Raw genomic sequence first — 18,844 nt, 5'->3', positions numbered from 1 at the left:
ACACAACGATCGGGAGGTTGAAATGATTTGCAGGTCGGCGGCGCTCGCGATGCTCGGTGCAGGAATTCTATTCGCGGGTGCAGCGCCCGCTGCTGCCCAGCAAGGAGATGTCAACTCGCCCGATCTCGTCCTCGTCAACGGAAAAGTTCTGACCCTCGATGAACGATCCAGCGTGACCGAGGCGATCGCCGTTCGGGACGGAAAAATTCTCGCGACCGGTAGCAGCGCATACATCCGCTCGCTCGCCGGAGCGCGCACGCAAGTGCTCGATGTGTCCGGCAAGACCGTGATTCCCGGCCTGATCGATACTCACGCTCACTTCAAGGCGGCCGGTCTCGCCGACTATGTCGTCAACATGAGCCGCGCGAAGACGGTGGCCGAAGCGCTCGAGGCGATCAAGACGTTCGTGGCCAAGAAGAAGCCGGGCGACTGGATTGTGGGCGGTGCGTGGCACCCGCCGTCGCAACTCGCCGAGAAACGGTATCTAACAAGGCAGGAGATCGATCGCGTCGCCCCCGACAATCCCGTCTATCTGCGGACCGTCGGTCATTTCTCCATGGCGAACACGATGGCCCTGCAGAAGGCAGGGGTTGACAAGACCACCCCGAACCCGAGCGGCGGTTCCTTCGAGCGCGACGCCGCCGGTGAACTGACCGGCGTCCTCGTCGAGACTGCGATCGACCGGGTCGAGAACGCTGTTCCGCCGTGGACCGAAGACGACGAAATCAGGCAGTTCACGCTCGCGGAGGGGGCACTGAACAGTTTCGGGATCACAAGCGCGGTCGAAGGCGCCACGGAAGCGCGCGACGTCCGCACGCTGCAGAAGATCGCCGCGTCCGGACAGGCGACGTTGCGGACGGGATTGATGTTCAGACCCGAGCCGCCCGCCGAGCTGACCGCTTGGGAGGCGATCATGTCGGGCAACGGAGCTTCATCAGGCTTTGGCGACGACTGGGTTAAGTTCGCCGGCATCAAGATCTTCTACGATGGCGGCATGACCCTGAAGACGGCGCTTATGCGCGATGTCTATCCGGACTCGCACGATGACTACCATGGCATCGCCCAGCAAACGCCCGAACGGCTCATGCAGCTCGTCTCGATCTGCAATCGCTACGGCTGGCGTGTAGGCGTGCACGTCGTCGGCGATCTCGGTATCGACCAGGTGCTCGATGCTTTCGAAGCTGCCGACAAGGAAAGGTCCATCCGGGACCGTCGTTTCGTTCTCATTCACGCGAGTCTGATCAGGCCCGAGCAGATGGAGCGCGCTCACAAGCTGGGGGTCAGGGTCGATTTCCAGAACGTCTTCATGTGGGATAAGGCCGCGACCGTCGAGCGCTTCCTGGGACGGCCGACCGCCGATCGCGCCGTGCCGACCAAGACCTTGATCGAAAAAATGGGGCTGGACAGCCTCGGCGCCGGAACCGACTTCCCCGTCAACCCGATCAACCCGTTCCTCAACATGTACATCATGGTGACGCGGAAAGATCCCAATGGAAGCGTGTACGGCCCCGCGGAAGCAATCACTCGCGAACAGGCGCTCCGTCTCTACACGTCGGCAGCTTCGCGCTACACGTTCGACGAAGCACGCAAAGGTACGATACAGCCGGGCAAGCTTGCAGACCTCGCGGTCCTTTCCGCGGACTACATGACCATTCCGGAAGAGCAGATCAAAGACATCAAGGCGGATGTCACGCTGGTCGGAGGCAAACTCGTCTTTCAACGCTGACCCAGATGCAGTCGGTTCGTCGACTGATAAGGTTTGGTCGCAAAGCTTATCAGTTTGCCAACGGTGCCGAGTGTCGGCGGCAATAGCGAAGGATTGGAGTGCCGTCGGTGGGCCCCGCACCATGGAAAGATGAGTGCGGGCGAGTTGGTCATTGGCCGAGTTATGTCATAAAGTCTGATTTGCGAATGGCGCCGCAGACGGCAGTTGCGGACTGCCGAACACGCATCGCCCCAAGAAAGACAAAGGACGGCTCGCCGCTAAACCGCCCTCTGTCGCGGCAATATCAGTCGCAGTATCCCAACCGACCATAGGATTGATTGAAGCCACAACGCGCTCGGTTGTTGTAGGGCACAGGGGCGGGCGGCCGCGGCGGAAGTTCCTCCGCGGCCATATAGAACTGGTCAATGTAGCCCGGATGTGTCGAATACACTGATCCATAGCCTTCGCCCTCATAGAAGGCGGGTGCTCTATATATCGGTCCCGGGGGCACATAACCCGGCGCGTATGTGGGTGCTGTATCATAGGGCCCGTAGTACGCGGCGCCAGGCGCGCCATAAGAAGTTGGGTAACCGTTTCCGGCCCCAACATGAACGTTGGCAGACGCGATGTAGACGCCTCCCGGCGCGACATAAACGGATTGCGCCGAAGCTTGCGATGTCCACACAAGGCCAAGCGCAAGGACAAAGATGCCGTATTTCATGATGACAGTACTCCTGCGACGCTACTCTGCCCCTCGCGAAGATTACTGATCATTAACCAAAGAACAAGGTTACCCGCCAGAATCAAATAATATGGTTAACTGCGAGCGAGGGTGTCTCATTTTCGAACAAGATGACTCTTCGGCATCGTGCAAGATGCGGAGCTTCTGCAACAGCCGAGCCACTCGCTCTCGACGCATTCGACGATCGTCATTTCTGTCCGTAGCAGGTCTGTGCCGACGCAGTGTCCGCTGGATGCCAGTACTACGACCGGCAAATGAAACCAGATTCTGTGCAGACCGGTGAAAACATTCATCAGAATCAGAAAGCCCGAGACGGTGAGGGTTACTGCAACGGCGGTTGCCGGCCGAGACTATAAAAGCGAAGGGACAGTTTATTGTACACCTGATCGTAGACGGAACCGAAGACCACGACGCCACCGGCCTCAGCCAGTTTTTGCAGCCGCGCCGCGACATTGACACCGTCGCCAAAGATGTCGGAACCGTCCAGCATCACATCTCCTAAATTGATGCCGATGCGAAGCCGCATCTGGAGCGCCTGAGGTGGGTCCGACTCCTGCTTGGAAATTTCCTGCTGAATCTCAACCGCACACTGCACGGCCTCGACAACGCCGGCGAAACTCGGCGATCACGCGCATCGCCCCAAGTGTTCACGATCCGCCCGTCATGGCGCTCGACCGGTCCTGCAATGGTGCTGCGGTAGCGGCGAAGCATGTCCAACGTTCCCGCTTCGTCTGCTCCCATGAAACGAGAATAGCCGTGCGCATCGGCACACAGCATGGTGGTCAGCCCCTTCACCTTGCCGTTGGTCATCGATCCGATCGTAGCCTCACTGACCGCCAAATGCATCAGGCAGCGTTTAGCGCCAGTGGTGTAAAGGCCGTTCCTGGACCTTTTCGACCGAATAACGCTCTTCTTCATGTCTGCTGTCAGGGGGTAGAGCCGAACATGGCTCTGGTACAGCCAAATCGACGCGCATGACCCGGAGCGGACCACGAACACAGATTGTTCGACTTCGATCTGCCGTGCTCATAGCGTCCTCAGACTTCGCAGTCCGTCGAATTCAAAGCCCTACGCAAGCGGCCAAATGCCTTGAGCCGATGGGGCTCGATATCGCTGGCGGAAATGGCAGTTCGCTTGGCAACAGTTGCCTTCGCCGACTTGGGACGTGTAGCGGTCGTGACCTTCGTCGATTTGGGATTGTGCCGATGATGAGCGATCGGCCTCGGAGGCTCCGAAGAACCGATACTGTTGTCGTCCGGCAGAGCAATGCCTCCGTTGATCAAAACTGTTCTGGTGGATTGTCCGACCGGCTGCTCGGCGTGAATTTGAAAGCGCTGGCATGCCAGGAATGAAGATGCCACCGGATGTCGTTCGGCAATGTCGCCGCCGTCAAAATAGGTATATTGATCAGAAGTAATAGCAGAGTTAGCATACAACTGCGATCGCTGCCACCATTTGCGATCCGAAGATTTATTGACCAACCAATTACGCTTGTTGCCCGCGAAATCGTAGTTTTGTTTTTGGGAGAGCGGAAGTGGCGTGGAGTAGAGTTCTTACCTTTACCGATCCGCTGCCGTGCCAAGCAGCCTTTCCGTACTCTTACATTGAAGTACTTCCCACGACGAAAGAGTTTCGGATCGAGATGATCCAGGTCGCCATGAGCCGGCTTTGGTTGCAACATACTCGCTTATCCTCGCCAACAGTTAGTACGGCCACAAGCAAGCCCGGTCGTCTATCGATCGGCTTTCTTAGCGAGTCCAATTTGTCATTGTATCATCACTGCGGAATTGAGGTCACGCCAGGCGACATCATTGTCAACACGCTTGAAGCTGAGCATCGACGATGCGACCCCGGCCTTGACTACGGCTCGATGTCTATCCCAACCGATGAATTTGATAATGCAGTCGAGGCGATAATTGGCTGCGAGTTGATGGAAGACTCAGAACGGCGCATTTTTCATCCGCATCCTCAATTGATGTCACGGCTGCTGAAGTTACACCGGGCGATCGGGCAGCTCGCACACGACACTCCTGATATTTTCCAACTGCCGGAGGTGCTTCGCGCGCTGGAGAACGAACTCGTGCACGTCATGGTCAGATGGCTCGCCGATGCGGTTGACGCAAAGACTAGCACTCACGGCCGACGCCATGATGCAATCATCGCGCGGTTCGAAGAGTTTCTTGAGGCAAATCCCGACCGCCCCCTTTATCTCGCCGAAATCTGTGCAGCTATCGGCGTCGCGGAGCGAACACTTCGCGCCTGCTGTGAGGAGCATCTGGGCATGGGGCCGATCCGTTTTCTCACACTCCGTCGAATGCACCTCGTGCGTCACTCGTTGCTGCGCGCGGATCCGTCGAAGTCAACCGTGACTCGCATTGTCACTGATCAAGGCTTTTGGGAGCTCGGCCGCTTTTCGGTCGCCTATCGTGCACTGTTCGGGGAGTCGCCATCGGAGACGTTGCAGCGCCCTTCGGAGCAATTTGAAGTCCATCCGGGTCGCCCTTTGCTCATCAGTGCCAAGGACTTCACGAAAGGGGACGCAATTTGCTGCGATGCATGAGTCCGGAAGTGTGCAGGTTTTTGGACGCCGGCAACGAGGAGGCTCCGCACGCTCAACTGACCGGCGTCCAAAAAGCGCCAAGGCACGAAGTCGCGGGAAGTTGGGCACTGGCCGGGCAGCGAGTGCTATGGGGATTTGATGTTGGCGCCGATCTCGATGGTCGAGGTGATGCCGGCAGGATTCGACCAGGGTGTCTGCACGGACAGGAGATCGGCAGGGCGCAATAGGCTTTTTGGTGGCTGTTCGGAGCGCATCGACGCACGATCCGCGCACTGATAGATGCCATTGGGTTGAGCGAGATCGCTGCCGGCGTGGAGCCAGCGGATCGGCCCGGGAAAACTGCAGGGCTTACACGCGGTGTTGGTCATGACGTGTCGATCCTGATCGGTGTTGGTCGCCAGCTCGGCGCGCAGCCGCGTGCGAAGGTCTCGATGACGATCATGCGTGCGCCACAGCGGGGACAAGGGCACGGCAGCACATGCGGCGTATCCGGCGCAACATCCGGCTCTTGTTGGGGATCGGCGGCAGACGGGGCGACATTGAGGAGTGCGCGGGCGGTTGCGATGCTCTCGGCGCGGTTGGTGGAGGCAAAGAGCCCGTAGTGGCGGATGCGGTGGAAACCCGTGGGCAGCACGTGCAGCAGGAAGCGCCTGATGAACTCGTGCGGGTGAAGCCGCATCGTCTTCCAGCGGTCGGGGCCGCTGACGCGATAGTCCTTCCAGCGGAACGCAATCGCCTCGTCGTCGGCTGCAACGAGGCGGCGGTTGGAGATGGCGACACGATGGGTGTAACGGGAGAGATAGCGCAGCACCTGCGCGGGCCCCGCGAACGGGGCCTTGCAATAGACCACCCATCTGATGCGCCGCAGCGGCGCGATGAAGCGCTTGAACGTTGTCTTGTCGGCGAGCCCGGCATGGGTGTTGAAGAACTTCAGCGCGCCGGCGGCGTGCGCCTGCATGAGCATCGCCAGCATCTTGCCGCGGAACAGGCGCGCCAGCACGTTGACATGGACGAGGAAGTCGGAGCGCGCGGCGATCCATCGCCTGTTATCGAGCGAGAGCCCGCCACCCGGCACGATCATGTGCACGTGCGGATGATGGGTGAGCGCCGAGCCCCAGGTGTGCAGCACGGCCGTGATACCGATCCGTGCGCCGAGGCGCTTGGGATCGCTTGCGATGGCGAGCGTCGTCTCGGCCGCCGTCTTCATCAGCAGGTTGTAGATCACACGCTTGTTCTGGTAGGCGATGTCACGCAGCTCGCTCGGCAGCGTGTAGACGACATGAAAATACGGCACCGGCAGCAGCTCCGCTTCGCGGTCGGCCAGCCATTGGCGTGACGCCGCAGCCTGGCACTTCGGGCAATGCCGGTTGCGGCAGGAGTTGTAGGCGATCTCGGTGTGGCCGCACGCTGTGTTCTCGCAGCGCGCGACGTGGCCGCCGAGCGCTGCCGTACGACAGCGCTCGATCGCACTCATCACCTTCAGTTGCCCGAGGCTCACATGCCCCTGATTGGCGTCACGCCAAGCAGGGCCGTGGTCGCGGAGGATATCCGCGACCTCCAGAACTGGCCGAGCCACGGCCGGCGGCGCTACGGCGCTGGCGGCTCCTCACTGCCTCGCTTCGCACGGCGGCGGCGCGGCGCGCTTAGGCCCTCGAGCGGGCTCTCGATCTTGGCAATCAGTCCGATCGCCACGCGACTGTAGCGGGCTGTCGTCTCAAGCTTGGAATGTCCGAGCAACGCCTGGATCACGCGAATGTCCCTGCCGCGCTCGAGCAGGTGGGTCGCGAAGCTGTGGCGAAGCGAATGCAGCGGGACCGTCTTGCGCAGCCCCGCGGCTTTGGCGGCCTCCTTGAACAACCGGCTGAACTGACGCGTGGTCAGTGGCTGACGTTGACTGCGACCGGGAAACAGCCAGCGCTGTTCGGGCGCGACGCCGTTGTTGGATGCGGTCGGCCCCGCCTTCCACCATTGCCGCAACAGCCTCAGGACCTCCGGCGGCAGCATCACGTGCCGGTCCTTGCGGCCCTTCGACTGCACGATGCGGATGATCTTCTGCGCGCTGTCGATGTCGCTCGCCCGCAGCCGCACCACCTCCCCGGCGCGCAATCCGCAACCATAGGCCAGCGTTAGCATCGCTCGCGCCTTCAGGCTCGTCGCCATGGTGAGGACACGCTTGACCTCCTCAGGGCTCAGCACCGGCGGCAGCCTCTCGGGCTCCTTGATGTGCCAGACCTCGGCCGCCAGATCGTGACGACGTAGCGTGACGCGGAACAGGAACCGCACCCCGGTCATGATCCGATTGCGGTTGCAGATGCTCATCCCGCTCTCGATCAGGTGCAGCTGAAATAGCCGCACCTCGTCGGCGGTCGCTGTATCCGGCGAGCGTTTGAGCCAGGCGGCGAACCGCTTGCAACTGTAAATGTGGCCGCGCTGCGTGTGCGGGTTGAGCTTGCGCGCAGCCATGTCTTCGATCATACGCTGACGCAGCGGACTGACTGTGTTGGTATCGCTCATGGAGAGCTCCTTCCTGAGTGAGGGTTGCAACACCTCGATTCTCAGGACGGGGCTCTTTAGTGCTACCACTATCCTCTCAACTGGCTACCGGGCCCCCTCGGCTCTTGCCCCCGCGCAGCGGGCTGGAGCGCAGCGACTTTGTGCCTTGGCTCGTGGCGGCCGGCCGGGCACGCGCGCTAAATGTCTGCTCGTTGGGGGTAAAGCGGACCTGATCTGCTCAACCTGAGTTCTTCCGGGTCTAACCCAACTCGGAAATTATGAAAGCTGGTTCTCCCGATTTCTGCCGAAATCGCATAGCGCGGATGCGACCTCTCAGCCATGGGTGTTTGGTGCCTATAGGAGATGTTCGATGAATCTTACCCGACGGGCCGTGACACTTGCTGGTTTGAGCTTGATCGCCAGCCCTGGGATGAATTCTGCAAGAGCGGATTGGGGCGAACTCAACTTTGGCGAAGGAGTTGAAGACTTTTGGCTGGCCACCGATGCCTACATTTACGGCTATCCGCTAGTGACCATGGAAATGACGCGCAGGGTTATTACCAATGTAGCCAAGCCCGAGGGCACCCATGCCCCGATGGGGCAACTGATTAAGCTGCGTGAATATCCCAATGCCTCCTTCCGCGATGTGACCGCACCCAATGCGGATACGCTTTACACAACTGCATTCTTCGAGGTCGATAAAGAGCCGTGGGTTCTGAGCATCCCGGACATGAAGGATCGCTACTACCTGATGCCAATGCTGGACGGCTGGACCAATGTGTTCCAGGTACCGGGCAAGCGCACCACTGGTACTGGCGCGCAGACCTACGCGATCACCGGGCCGAGTTGGAGCGGGAAGCTGCCGGACGGCATTAAACAGCTTAAATCGCCTACCAACATCGTGTGGCTGCTTGGCCGAATCTACTGCACTGGAACACCGGAAGATTACAAGGCGGTCCACGAGTTGCAGGATCAATGCAAGCTAGTGCCCCTGAGCGCATATGGGAGGCCGTACACGCCGCCAGAGGCAAAGATCGATCCCACAATTGACATGAAGACGGCGGTGCGCGACCAAGTCAACCGCATGGACGCGGTGACCTATTTTAGCCTGCTCTCGCAGCTCATGAAAACCAATCCGCCGTCGGCGGCCGATGCTCCGGCGGTCGCCAAGTACGCCAAGATCGGCCTGGTCCCCGGCAAGAATTTCGATGCGAGCAAACTACGCGCGGATTTTGCCAAGCGCATCCCGGAAATCGCCTTCGACCGTATCATGCTCCAATTCAAGATCAACAAGGACGTAAAGGATGTCAATGGCTGGAGCTACACCACGAAGACCGGCCTCTATGGCACCGACTATCTCATGCGCGCGCTTGTCACCGCTATTGGTCTCGGCGCCAATCGCCCGCAAGATGCGGTCTATCCGACCTCGCTGAAGGGCGCTGACGACCGGACTTACGACGGGGCCAACAAGTACGTGGTGCACTTCGCCAAGGGCGAGTTTCCGCCGGTAGAGGGCTTTTGGTCCCTCACGATGTACGACAGCAAGTACTTCTTCGTGGCCAACCCCATCAATCGCTACTCGATCAGCCCCCGACAGAACCTCAAACCAAATTCGGATGGCTCAATCGATCTTTACATCCAGAATGAATCACCGGGCGCTGACAAGGAGTCGAACTGGCTTCCGGCGCCGACGGGCGAGTTTGTTCTCATGCTCCGCATGTACTGGCCGGACGAAAACGCGCCGTCGATCCTCGACGGGACGTGGACAATCCCGCCGGTCAAGAAGGCATGATCGCTCGGTGCATGAGTCCGCAAATGGGCCCGAGGCGGCCTTCTCTGAATGTCTGCTCTCGCGCCGGAATTAGGGGGTAAGCGGACATCCAGCGAACGGGCCGAAAACGACGCTCGTGACCCAATTCGGACCTCGCCAGGTTGTGCTAGGGTTGCACCATTTAAGCAAGCGGAGAAGTTCGTGGATCGATCAGTCACGCGCCGTACAGTCCTTGTGGCGGCCTGTTCGATTGCCATCAACGCCACCGCGAATGCCGATGCTTCGCGGCCCTGGCGCGTGGGCCTGATTACCTCCGGCCTCGGCGACGTGCTTCTCGAATGGCTGAGAGAAGAGTTCAGAGCGTTGGGATATCAGGAGGGCAAGAACCTCATCATAGACTTTCGTGAGGCGAAGGGACGCTACTCACTGCTGCCGGAGTTGGTTGCGGAGCTGGTCGCACTTAAGCCGGACGTAATCATCGCCGAAGCGACGCCTGCTGTTGCCGCGGCACAGCGAGCGACATCGACGATCCCGATTGTAATGTCGCCGGCGACCGATCCTGTCGCCTCCGGGTTCGCCAAAAGCTTCGCTCGGCCGGGCGGGAACATTACCGGTCTGGCGAACATGTTCGGCGATCTGACTGCAAAGACCCTGGACATTATTCGTCTCGTCTTCCCGAAGGCACGGAAAATCGGGGTCCTTGCTTCCAGCAATCCGACCCATCCAGCTTTGATCAAAGTCGCCACTCAGACAGCGGAAGCAGTCGGCATTTGGGCCGAGCAGTTCGTTGCGCCGAACCCCGAGGATCTCGAAAAGGCATTCGCTGACATGAATGCAGCGGCTTGTGATGTCGTGTACGTGCTTGCCGACCCGCCGCGACCTGCTCTACCGCCGATCGCGCTCGAACACCGATTGCCCACAGTGTATCAGGTCAGCACTTACCCCGATCTGGGTGGGCTGATAGCGTATGGGCCTGATATCAAGGCTCACTTGATCCGGGCGGCCGACTACGTCGACCTTATCCTCAAGGGTGCCAATCCGGCGGAGCTGCCGATCCAGCAGCCGACGAAATTTGTGTTTGTCGTCAATCTCCGCACCGCCAAAGCGTTGGAATTGAGCATTCCGGAGCAGGTGCTCCTGATGGCGGACAGGGTGATCGAATAGGGCATGCTGCAATGCATACGTCTGTTTGTGACCCATTGCGGAAGTCGCGCGGTCTGGCTTTGCTTTGATGCGCAACGCAGCTTCCAATCATAATCTTCATTGCGGGTCGACGTGCAGCCGTCTGTCCGCCGTACGTTCAGCGGCGACCGCCGAGCCAAAACACATCTTGACGGTGCGCCGGTAGCGCCGAGGTCCTGAAATGCGTACGGTCACCTGTATCTCCGTTCGACTCCCGCGCTGAACCGGATTATTCTTTAGTTTCCCAGAGATGACAGTTCGTCCTCATTCGCGGCCGTGCCGCGAATTCGAGTCCCGTCGCAGATGTCGATGGTTCTGGGTTCTTTCTATGCCAGAGGAGGAAGACATGCGTGCACTGAAAGCAAGTGTCGTCGCTACAGCATCGCTGTTCGCAATCTGGACCCCGGCCTATGCTGAGCATCAGCAGGTGTCGGATGCCGAGTATATCACCCAGGCCCTCTCCGCCGCACCCGAAGCTGTTGCAAAGGGAGCAGCAGTCGTTCGGGTGGAAAGCGATGGAAAAACTATGCGTACCCTTCGCGAAGGAAATAACGGCTTCACATGTTTGATTATGGGCACCGACAAGATGTGCAACGATCAAAACAGCATGGAGTTCATCCATGCCCTAATGCAGCACATGTCGCCGCCGAACAAGGTGGGCATGTCGTTTATGTTGGCCGGTGATGATGGTGCCAGCAATACCGACCCCTATGCCACCGAAAAGGCTGCCGACAATCACTGGATTGTCACCGGCCCTCACATTATGATCTTCGGTCCTCCCAGCAAGGCGCTGGGGTATACGGAGGCCGCAGATCCCGATCCAACCAGGCCGTACATGATGTGGGCGAATACGCCGTACGAGCACGCCATGATCCCGATTGGTCAGCCAGGGAAAAAGTTGGCGGAATCGAGAACGGGCATGCTTCCGGCGAACGTTGGTCAAGCTCAGGAAGCGAACGTTAAGACGGCGATGGAGCTCTTAGAGTCACTGGCGAACAGACTGGGTCCGCCAAGGATCGAGGGGACTGATGCGGTCGCTGGCAAGGAGGTGCCCGCCATTTATTTTGGTTCAACTAAGATGAACAACAATTTCGACCTGGTTGATGAGGTCGTGAAACAAGCTCAGGGTACCGCCACAATCTTCGTGAAGAGCGGTGATGAGTACGTCCGCGTAGCCACCAACGTGAAGAAGGACGATGGCTCGCGAGCGACCGGAACCGCTTTGGATCCCCACGGCAAGGCGATAGTGTCCATCAGGAAAGGCGAAGCATTCTATGGCGAGGTGGACATTCTCGGAAAACCTTACGTCGCCGGCTACAAGCCGATACGGGATTCGTCGCAAAACGTGGTCGGAGTCTACTACGTAGGTTATCCAATGGAGACTGTCGGCCGCGCGACCGACCGGAATTGACGAAGGCGCCGAGAGATAGCTGGGGCGGTCATTTGAAACCGTCATGGCGGCGTGAGGGGCGCAACGTAACCGTGACCGGAACAAGACTCATGCCGCCCCCAGTCCGACCTCAATCGGTCGCTCGTGGGCTCGTACCGACGCAAGCCAGCGCTCGTCTTCATGTCGGCTCTCAGGGGGTAGACCGGAAATGGTCCGGCGTGCGGTCAAATTGACGAGAATGGCCCAAACGGTCATCATGGTTTGCGGCACCAGGAACTGTCGGTTCTTTTCTACAGGTGTTGATCAGCCAGCCAGCTCGTGATGGTTTCAGAAAGCGGCTTCGTGTTGCCAGCAAAAAAATGGCCCCCGGGATTTGGCCCCGCCGGGTCGGGCAGCAGCGTGAATTTTATGCTGGGGACCAGGGAGCCTGGGGATGTGGCCGCAGAAAGCAAGACATAGGGCTCGAACGGAGTGATTATTGTGTCACCGGCGTCACGCACCATGAGAATCGGGCGAGGGACGCGCTTGATCCAGTAGGTTCCGTTAGCGCTGCTTGAGGCCTCTGCACGATAGGTCAAGAAGTGTTCGCCAGTCAGGAGCTCTTCCTCAGCGCCGGTTCTGCGCATGCGCAACGCCATCACATCGCGTTCCTTGCCTTCATGCAGCGATTTCAGGGCTGCGTCGAATAGTGCACGGAATTTATCTTCGTCCTGTATCTGCAGGTAGCGAGATCTCCATGGAAGATCTGCAATTGCACTCAATTGAACGACGGCTTTGATGTCGTGTTCCCAATTAGTCGCGGCATAGAACAGCACTTGAATGGTTCCGAGGCTATGACCTTGCAGCACGATAGAGCGATACCCGAGTGCTCGGGCGGTCCGAACGGAGGCGTCGATATCGCGACTGATATCGAAAAAATTGTCGGTGTTACGCTTGTCATCATGCTGCCGCGTGTTGATGGCGAGAGCTGCAAAACCATCGCCGGATAGGCTCCGACTAAGAGTGCTGTTTGGCGCGCGGGTGTAACTGCCACCACTGCCATGCACCATGATGATGAGTGTCGTCTCTGCAGGCGGTTTGGCTTCCGGTTGCCAAAGCGCGGCCTTAACTATGAAGCCGTCGATGGTCTTGATCGACAAGAATTTCAGGGATGTACCTGGCAGTGGTTGAAAATCGTCCGGCAAGTCAGCTGGGCGCACGACGGTCTCATATTCGATACCTGCGGCCACTTGAGCTGCGTTACTCGGCGTCAGGCCAAACACCAGACACAAGACTGCACGGCTCCAAAGGGGAGAGAATGAACGCTTTGGCATTGGGTCTTCCCCGGAATTGAATCATCGCGACCAGTTTACGATATCGCCTTTGGAGCAACTGGGTGGCGCGCAGAAGTTGTCTAGGGGAAAAGTTCATGCTGGTGCTCCGGCGCCAAAGCTATCCCAATTTCCTCTGAAAGGGGAGCCCTTCGATTTCCGCTTCTGGCCCGAGTTGACGTAGGCCGGATCGAAATCCCGCAGTGCGATGGTCTTCTGCCGGGACCATCATGTGCTATGCTTCGGTTGGCAGCACGGGAACAGATTAGAAGCGCCCCGCTCTATTCAGAACAGTTCAGGACAGCTAAGGACGTACTGGTTGCGCCGTGGCTAAGCTGACCAGCAGACCACTCCGCAAGGGCTCCGTCGCCCTGCTGGGGATTATGCTGGTGGCACCTCGCGCACCAAGGCCGAGGGGGAGGTCCCCATGATCGGCATAAGACGGCGCGAGTTAATCACGATGCTCTGTGGCGCGTCGGTAGTGTGGCCGCTCGCGGCAGGCGCGCAGCAGAACGAACGGATGCGGCGTATCGGCGTGCTCATGAACCTGGCCGCCGACGATCCAGAGGGACAGGCCCGGGTCGCTGCATTGCTAGAGGGCTTGCGCGAATTAGGCTGGACGGATGGCAAGAACGTGCGGATCGATACTCGCTGGGCGGCGGCAAAGGCAGACCGGTACCGCATCTACGCCGAGGAACTCGTCGCGCTCGCACCGGACGCCATCGTAACCGCCACGACTCCCGGGGCGGCAGCGATGCAGCAGGCGACCCGCACAGTACCAATCATTTTCGTGATCGTCCTAGATCCTGTCGCTGCAGGTTTCGTCTCTAACTTGGCGCGGCCGGGCGGAAACTTCACAGGATTTGCTCTCTATGACTATGGCATCAGCGCAAAATGGCTAGAGCTACTCAAGCAGATCGCCCCCAACGTATCGCGGGTGGCAGTCATAAGGGACCCCTCCTTGGTCTCCGGCGTCGGTCAGTTGGCGGCAATTCAGGCTGTCGCAGCCTCATTCGGTGTGGAGTTGAACCCAGTCGAGGCGCGCGACCCTAACGAGATGGAGCTCACCGTCGCAACCTTCGCACGCTCTCCTAACGGTGGTTTGATCGTGCCCGGGAGTGCAGCCGCAGCCGCTCATCGGAACTTGCTCATCTCTCTCGCGGCCAAGTACAGACTGCCCGCAATCTATTTCGCGCGCTACTTCGTTGCCGATGGTGGCCTCGTCTCTTACGGAACGGATCTGGTCGATCAGTTTCGACGCGCAGCCTCCTATGTTGACCGCATCCTCAAGGGAGAGAGTCCGGCTGACCTGCCGGTGCAGGCGCCAACCAAGTACGAGCTGGTGATCAATCTCAAGACCGCCAACGCGCTCGGGCTGACCGTACCGCCGGCGCTGCTCGCCCGCGCCGACGAGGTGATCGAATAGTGATGTCGCTTGCTGCGGAGCATGAGTCCGGAAATGGCCCATCTGTATGGACCGGCCGCGCGTTGCAAGCTGAATCTTCAGAATGGTAGTGGTTGGTCTTGCGCTTCTGTATCCGGCCCTTGGAGCAGATCGCTCCTTGGCCATTATGGATATCCGCGCGCGTTCGGTCTCAATTCAGCGATCGGCCCTCGAAGGCCAGATGGGCCACCAGATCACGAACGCGACGGCGAGACCCGTTCTCCATTCTTAAAATTCAACCTCGCAGACCTCGGCGGGATTATCTCCTACGACCAAGTGGAGCGCTAGGATTGACTGAAGCCATCCCTTCGGAGCCACCGTCGCTCGCTCGCCCCGATGGGCGAGCGACGATGGCGGAGAAGGGTGGCGGTCATCCCTTTGGTGAACCAGAGCGAGCTCATGTCATACCGTTGCTGTGCTGAGACGCGGCTGGTATTCACGATGTTGTGCAAGGACGCTCCATGCGATGCGGGCCAGCTTGTTGGCTAGAGCCGTAGCCAGCACGTTATGGTGCAACCGTTGAACCGCGGCGGCAAGCCAAGGTCCAAAGTCGTGCTGCATCCAGTTCTTTGGCCGAAGCAGAACGACGCTGGCTGCCTGCGGGAAGAGCGTGCGAAGGTAGCGATTGCCGCGTTTGGTGATGCGTCCGAGAATCGTTCGATCACCTGTGGATATCTGCTTGGGTACCAAGCCGAGCCAAGCAGCAAAATCGCGGCCACGCGCGAAGGCAGCTCCATCGCCGATCGCAGCGACGACGGCGCTCGAGATGATCGGACCGATGCCCGGGATTGTCATCAAGTGCCGACAGGGTTCTGTGTTCTTGGAAAGCGCATCGATTTCGTCAGTTACAGCTTCGATGCGATCGTCGAGACGGCGCCAGTCTTGAGCCAGATCTTCTAGGATGCGAACCATCCGCGGCGACAGGACATCTGTGCGTTTGGCAAGGATGTCCGGCAACGCATGGCGCAAGCAGTGGAGCTGTTGCCTCACCGTGAGGCCGCGCTCCAGGAGAAAGCAGCGGATCTGATTGATGATCGCGGTCCGCTCGCCCACTAGGCGGTAGCGCACACGATGCAATGCCTGCAGATCGAGCTGCTCGTCCCTTTTTAGCGGCACGCAACGTGTCGTGGGGCGCTGCACGGCCTCAGCAACCGCATGCGCATCTCGAAAGTCATTCTTGTGGGTCTGCCGGAAGGGCTTGGCATAGACCGGCGGCACTTGTCTCACGTCGTGGTCGAGGGCAAGCAGTTCGCGGGTCACATAGTGCGTTCCCATGCCTGCCTCTATCCCGATCAGGCATGGCCGCACATTCGCGAGCCGAGACACAATCTTGGTGCGCAGTGCCAACTTTGCGCGGCATGGCGTGGCCTCCTTGTTTTGGGTACCCCACAAGCATACTCGCTGGTTGTGGGGCGGGAGCACGGCCGGTCCATCCCATTTAGCGAAGTGGCAACCCGCCTCCTTGAGGTCCGCTTTGCTAGATTTACTCACATTGAGCCTTTCGCATCTTGACTCTTATCAGCCACTTAACAGCCAATTCTGCTGTGCTGCACAACGACGTTTGAACGCGATGGTGTGGTAAAGTGAGCGGACTTCGGCGTGAGGGCCGCAAATGAAGCGTCGCGATTTCATCATCATTCTCGGTGGTACCGCCGGTGCTTGGCCACTCGCGGCGCTCACGCAACCACACGCCGTGCCCGTGATCGGTTTTCTGAGCGGGCGTGCGCAGGAGGAATCGGCCCATCTGGTCGAGGCCTATCGCAGCGGCCTCAAAGAGGGTGACTTCGTCGAAGGTCAGAACCTCACGATCGAATTCCGCTGGGCGCTCGGCGACTACAGCCGCTTGCCCGCCCTCGCAGCCGATCTGGTAACCCGCAATGTCACCGTGATCAGCGCGGTCGGAGGTGACCTCTCGCCGCTCGCGGCCAAGGCCGCCACCGCGACCATCCCAATCATTTTCAACTTCGGCGGCGATCCGGTCCATGCAGGCCTCATCGCGAGCTTCAATCGACCGGGTGGCAACGCCACCGGGATCAGCACGTCGGTCAACCTGATGGAGCCCAAGCGGTTGGGTCTGTTGCGCGAGCTTGCGCCGGGCGTTGTTCTGATCGGCGCGCTGATCAATCCAAAATTCCCACCGGCGGTACGTCAGGCGCGCGAGATTGAAGATGCGGCGCGCGCGCTCCGCCAACCTATCATCTTCGCCAAGGCAAGCACCGACGAGGAGCTTGAGGCTGCGTTTGCCTCACTCGTGCGTGATCGCGTTGGCGCGTTGCTCGTGGGGGCCGATCCCTTTTTCGATATCCACCGCGATCGCATCGTTGCCTTCGCCGCGCAGCGACGGCTACCGACCATCTACCAGTTTCGGGAGTTTGCGCTCGCCGGTGGTGTGATGAGTTACGGCCAGAACTTCGCCGAGATTTATCGACAGAACGGGCAATATACCGTCAAGGTTCTCAAAGGAGCCAAGCCTGCCGATCTGCCGGTGCAGCAGGTGGAAAAGCTCGAGCTGGTCATCAATCTCAAAGCGGCAAAGGTGCAAGGCATCACTATTTCCGCCGACCTGCTCTCGCTCGCCGACGAGGTGATTGAGTAGCCGGACCGTTTGTCGCGGTGCCAGAGTCCGGAACTGTGCAGGTTTTTGGACGCCGGCAACGAGGAGGCTCCGCACGCTCAACTGACCGGCGTCCAAAAAGCGCCAAGGCACGAAGTCGCGGGAAGTTGGCACTGGCCGTGCAGCGAGTGCTATGGGGATTTGATGCTGGCGCCGATCTCGATGATAGAGGTGATGCCGGCAGGATTCGACCTGCGTGTCTGCACGGACAGGAGATCGGCAGGGCGCAATAGGCATTTTGGTGGCCGTTCGGAGCGCATCGACGCACGATCCGCGCACTGATGGATGCCATTGGGTTGAGCGAGATCGCTGCCAGCGCGGAGCCAGCGGATCGGCCCGGGAAAACTGCAAGGCTTACACGCGGTGTTGGTCATGACGTGTCGATCCTGATCGGTTTTGGTCGCCAGCTCGGCGCGCAGCCGCGTGCGAAGGTCTCGATGACGATCATGCGTGCGCCACAGCGCCGACATGGGCACGGCAGCACCCGCGGCGTATCCGGCGCGACATCCGGCTCTTGCTGGGGATTGGCGGCAGACGGGACGACGTTGAGGAGTGCGCGGGCGGTTGCGATGCTCTCGGCGCGGTTGGTGGAGGCAAAGAGCCCGTAGTGGCGGATGCGGTGGAAACCCGTGGGCAGCACGTGCAGCAGGAAGCGCCTGATGAACTCGTGCGGGTGAAGCCGCATCGTCTTCCAGCGATCGGGGCCGCTGACGCGATAGTCCTTCCAGCGGAACGCAATCGCCTCGTCGTCGGCTGCAACGAGGCGGCGGTTCGAGATGGCGACCCGGTGGGTGTAACGGGAGAGATAGCGCAGCACCTGCGTGGGCCCCGCGAACGGGGCCTTGCAGTAGACCACCCATCTGATGCGCCGCAGCGGGGCAATGAAGCGCTTGAATGTGCTCTTGTCGGCGAGCCGGGCATGGGTGCTGAAGAACTTCAGCTCGCCGGCGGCGTGCGCGTGCATGAGCATCGCCAGCATCTTGCCGCGGAACAGGCGCGCCAGCACGTTGACATGGACGAGGAAGTCGGAGCGCGCGGCGATCCATCGCGTGTTATCGAGCGAGAGCCCTCCACCCGGCATGATCATGTGCACGTGCGGATGATGGGTGAGCGCCGAGCCCCAGGTGTGCAGCACGGCCGTGATACCGATCCGTGCGCCGAGGCGCTTGGGATCGGCAGCGATGGCGAGCGTTGTCTCGGCAGCCGCCTTCATCAGCAGATTATAGATCACGCGCTTGTTCTGGTAGGCGATGTCACGCAACTCGCTGGGCAGCGTGTAGACGACGTGAAAATACGGCACCGGCAGCAGCTCCGCTTCGCGGTCGGCCAGCCATTGGCGTGACGCCGCAGCCTGGCATTTCGGGCAATGGCGGTTGCGGCAGGAGTTGTAGGCGATCTCGGTATGGCCGCACGCTGTGTTCTCGCAGCGCGCGACGTGGCCGCCGAGCGCTGCCGTACGACAGCGCTCGATCGCACTCATCACCTTCAATTGCCCGAGGCTCACATGCCCCTGATTGGCGTCACGCCAAGCAGGGCCGTGATCGCGGAGGATGTCCGCGACCTCCAGAGCTGGCCGAGCCACGGCCGGCGGCGCTACGGCGCTGGCGGCTCCTCACTGCCTCGCTTCGCACGG

Annotated in this window: 14 protein-coding genes and 1 pseudogene; 7 read left to right on the top strand and 8 right to left on the bottom strand. The window is 60.0% G+C overall.

Going from position 1 to position 18,844, the window contains the following annotated elements:
- Positions 1–22 precede the first annotated feature (22 nt).
- The gene (locus P6U23_RS32150) at positions 23–1,726 is read left to right on the top strand and encodes an amidohydrolase (protein WP_407176363.1); all 1,704 of its coding nucleotides are present in this window, start codon (positions 23–25) and stop codon (positions 1,724–1,726) included.
- Between the two features lie 1,043 nt (positions 1,727–2,769).
- On the opposite strand, the gene P6U23_RS32145 is transcribed toward P6U23_RS32150, so the two are convergent.
- Positions 2,770–3,042 carry an adenylate/guanylate cyclase domain-containing protein gene (locus P6U23_RS32145; RefSeq protein WP_407176362.1) on the bottom strand — a complete coding sequence of 91 codons (273 nt, stop codon included), beginning with the start codon at positions 3,040–3,042 and terminating at the stop codon, positions 2,770–2,772.
- 442 nt (positions 3,043–3,484) lie between these two features.
- Positions 3,485–3,928, bottom strand: coding sequence for a hypothetical protein (locus P6U23_RS32140; protein WP_407176361.1), 444 nt, complete (start codon positions 3,926–3,928; stop codon positions 3,485–3,487).
- A gap of 53 nt (positions 3,929–3,981) precedes the next feature.
- Between P6U23_RS32140 and P6U23_RS32135 the strand changes: the two genes are divergently transcribed.
- A complete protein-coding gene (locus P6U23_RS32135) occupies positions 3,982–5,007 on the top strand; it encodes a helix-turn-helix domain-containing protein (protein ID WP_407176360.1) in 1,026 nt (341 codons plus the stop codon).
- A gap of 125 nt (positions 5,008–5,132) precedes the next feature.
- Here the strand turns inward: P6U23_RS32135 and P6U23_RS32130 are convergent, their stop codons facing one another.
- From P6U23_RS32130 to P6U23_RS32120, 3 genes are read right to left on the bottom strand one after another with little or no spacing between them, the layout of a single operon-like run.
- A complete protein-coding gene (locus tag P6U23_RS32130) occupies positions 5,133–5,375 on the bottom strand; it encodes a hypothetical protein (RefSeq protein WP_407176359.1) in 243 nt (80 codons plus the stop codon).
- On the bottom strand, positions 5,372–6,583 hold the full coding sequence (locus P6U23_RS32125; protein WP_407176357.1) for an IS91 family transposase: 1,212 nt from the start codon (positions 6,581–6,583) through the stop codon (positions 5,372–5,374). The genes P6U23_RS32130 and P6U23_RS32125 overlap by 4 nt, the downstream gene beginning before the upstream one ends.
- Positions 6,584–6,594: 11 nt before the next feature.
- Positions 6,595–7,521 (bottom strand): tyrosine-type recombinase/integrase, encoded by a 927-nt coding sequence (locus P6U23_RS32120; protein WP_407176356.1) that lies wholly within the window; start codon positions 7,519–7,521, stop codon positions 6,595–6,597.
- 349 nt (positions 7,522–7,870) lie between these two features.
- On the opposite strand from P6U23_RS32120, the gene P6U23_RS32115 reads away from it, so the two are divergent.
- The 3 genes from P6U23_RS32115 (at position 7,871) to P6U23_RS32105 (ending at position 11,864) form a co-directional block, all read left to right on the top strand.
- Positions 7,871–9,292 carry a DUF1254 domain-containing protein gene (locus P6U23_RS32115; protein WP_407176355.1) on the top strand — a complete coding sequence of 474 codons (1,422 nt, stop codon included), beginning with the start codon at positions 7,871–7,873 and terminating at the stop codon, positions 9,290–9,292.
- A gap of 180 nt (positions 9,293–9,472) precedes the next feature.
- Positions 9,473–10,435 carry an ABC transporter substrate-binding protein gene (locus P6U23_RS32110; protein WP_407176354.1) on the top strand — a complete coding sequence of 321 codons (963 nt, stop codon included), beginning with the start codon at positions 9,473–9,475 and terminating at the stop codon, positions 10,433–10,435.
- A gap of 364 nt (positions 10,436–10,799) precedes the next feature.
- Positions 10,800–11,864, top strand: a complete 1,065-nt coding sequence (locus P6U23_RS32105; protein WP_407176353.1) for a Cache 3/Cache 2 fusion domain-containing protein — start codon at positions 10,800–10,802, stop codon at positions 11,862–11,864.
- Between the two features lie 269 nt (positions 11,865–12,133).
- Here the strand turns inward: P6U23_RS32105 and P6U23_RS32100 are convergent, their stop codons facing one another.
- Positions 12,134–13,156 (bottom strand): alpha/beta hydrolase family protein, encoded by a 1,023-nt coding sequence (locus P6U23_RS32100; protein WP_407176352.1) that lies wholly within the window; start codon positions 13,154–13,156, stop codon positions 12,134–12,136.
- Between the two features lie 424 nt (positions 13,157–13,580).
- On the opposite strand from P6U23_RS32100, the gene P6U23_RS32095 reads away from it, so the two are divergent.
- On the top strand, positions 13,581–14,579 hold the full coding sequence (locus tag P6U23_RS32095) for an ABC transporter substrate-binding protein (RefSeq protein ID WP_407176351.1): 999 nt from the start codon (positions 13,581–13,583) through the stop codon (positions 14,577–14,579).
- 420 nt (positions 14,580–14,999) lie between these two features.
- Here P6U23_RS32095 and P6U23_RS32090 read toward each other — a convergent pair.
- Positions 15,000–15,953, bottom strand: a pseudogene (locus tag P6U23_RS32090) (IS110 family transposase); the annotation flags it as partial.
- Positions 15,954–16,209: 256 nt separating this feature from the next.
- Here P6U23_RS32090 and P6U23_RS32085 point away from each other — a divergent pair.
- Positions 16,210–17,193: an ABC transporter substrate-binding protein gene (locus P6U23_RS32085; protein ID WP_407176350.1), complete on the top strand. Its 984-nt coding sequence runs from the start codon at positions 16,210–16,212 to the stop codon at positions 17,191–17,193.
- A 388-nt stretch (positions 17,194–17,581) separates the two neighbouring features.
- Here P6U23_RS32085 and P6U23_RS32080 read toward each other — a convergent pair whose 3' ends face one another.
- Positions 17,582–18,793, bottom strand: coding sequence for an IS91 family transposase (locus P6U23_RS32080; protein ID WP_407176349.1), 1,212 nt, complete (start codon positions 18,791–18,793; stop codon positions 17,582–17,584).
- Positions 18,794–18,844 lie beyond the last annotated feature (51 nt).

Source organism: Bradyrhizobium sp. STM 3562, from assembly GCF_045571435.1.
Taxonomy (GTDB): Bacteria; Pseudomonadota; Alphaproteobacteria; order Rhizobiales; family Xanthobacteraceae; genus Bradyrhizobium.
Note: the sequence above shows the minus strand (reverse complement) of the source record. Positions and strands in the feature narration are given on the sequence as shown.

What these genes read in the sequence shown, in the direction of transcription:
- P6U23_RS32120 (WP_407176356.1), bottom strand. Translation starts at nt 7,521, where the DNA reads ATGAGCGATACCAACACAGTCAGTCCGCTGCGTCAGCGTATGATCGAA.
- P6U23_RS32150 (WP_407176363.1), top strand. Translation starts at nt 23, where the DNA reads ATGATTTGCAGGTCGGCGGCGCTCGCGATGCTCGGTGCAGGAATTCTA.
- P6U23_RS32095 (WP_407176351.1), top strand. Translation starts at nt 13,581, where the DNA reads ATGATCGGCATAAGACGGCGCGAGTTAATCACGATGCTCTGTGGCGCG.
- P6U23_RS32105 (WP_407176353.1), top strand. Translation starts at nt 10,800, where the DNA reads ATGCGTGCACTGAAAGCAAGTGTCGTCGCTACAGCATCGCTGTTCGCA.
- P6U23_RS32100 (WP_407176352.1), bottom strand. Translation starts at nt 13,156, where the DNA reads ATGCCAAAGCGTTCATTCTCTCCCCTTTGGAGCCGTGCAGTCTTGTGT.
- P6U23_RS32085 (WP_407176350.1), top strand. Translation starts at nt 16,210, where the DNA reads ATGAAGCGTCGCGATTTCATCATCATTCTCGGTGGTACCGCCGGTGCT.
- P6U23_RS32115 (WP_407176355.1), top strand. Translation starts at nt 7,871, where the DNA reads ATGAATCTTACCCGACGGGCCGTGACACTTGCTGGTTTGAGCTTGATC.
- P6U23_RS32130 (WP_407176359.1), bottom strand. Translation starts at nt 5,375, where the DNA reads ATGACCAACACCGCGTGTAAGCCCTGCAGTTTTCCCGGGCCGATCCGC.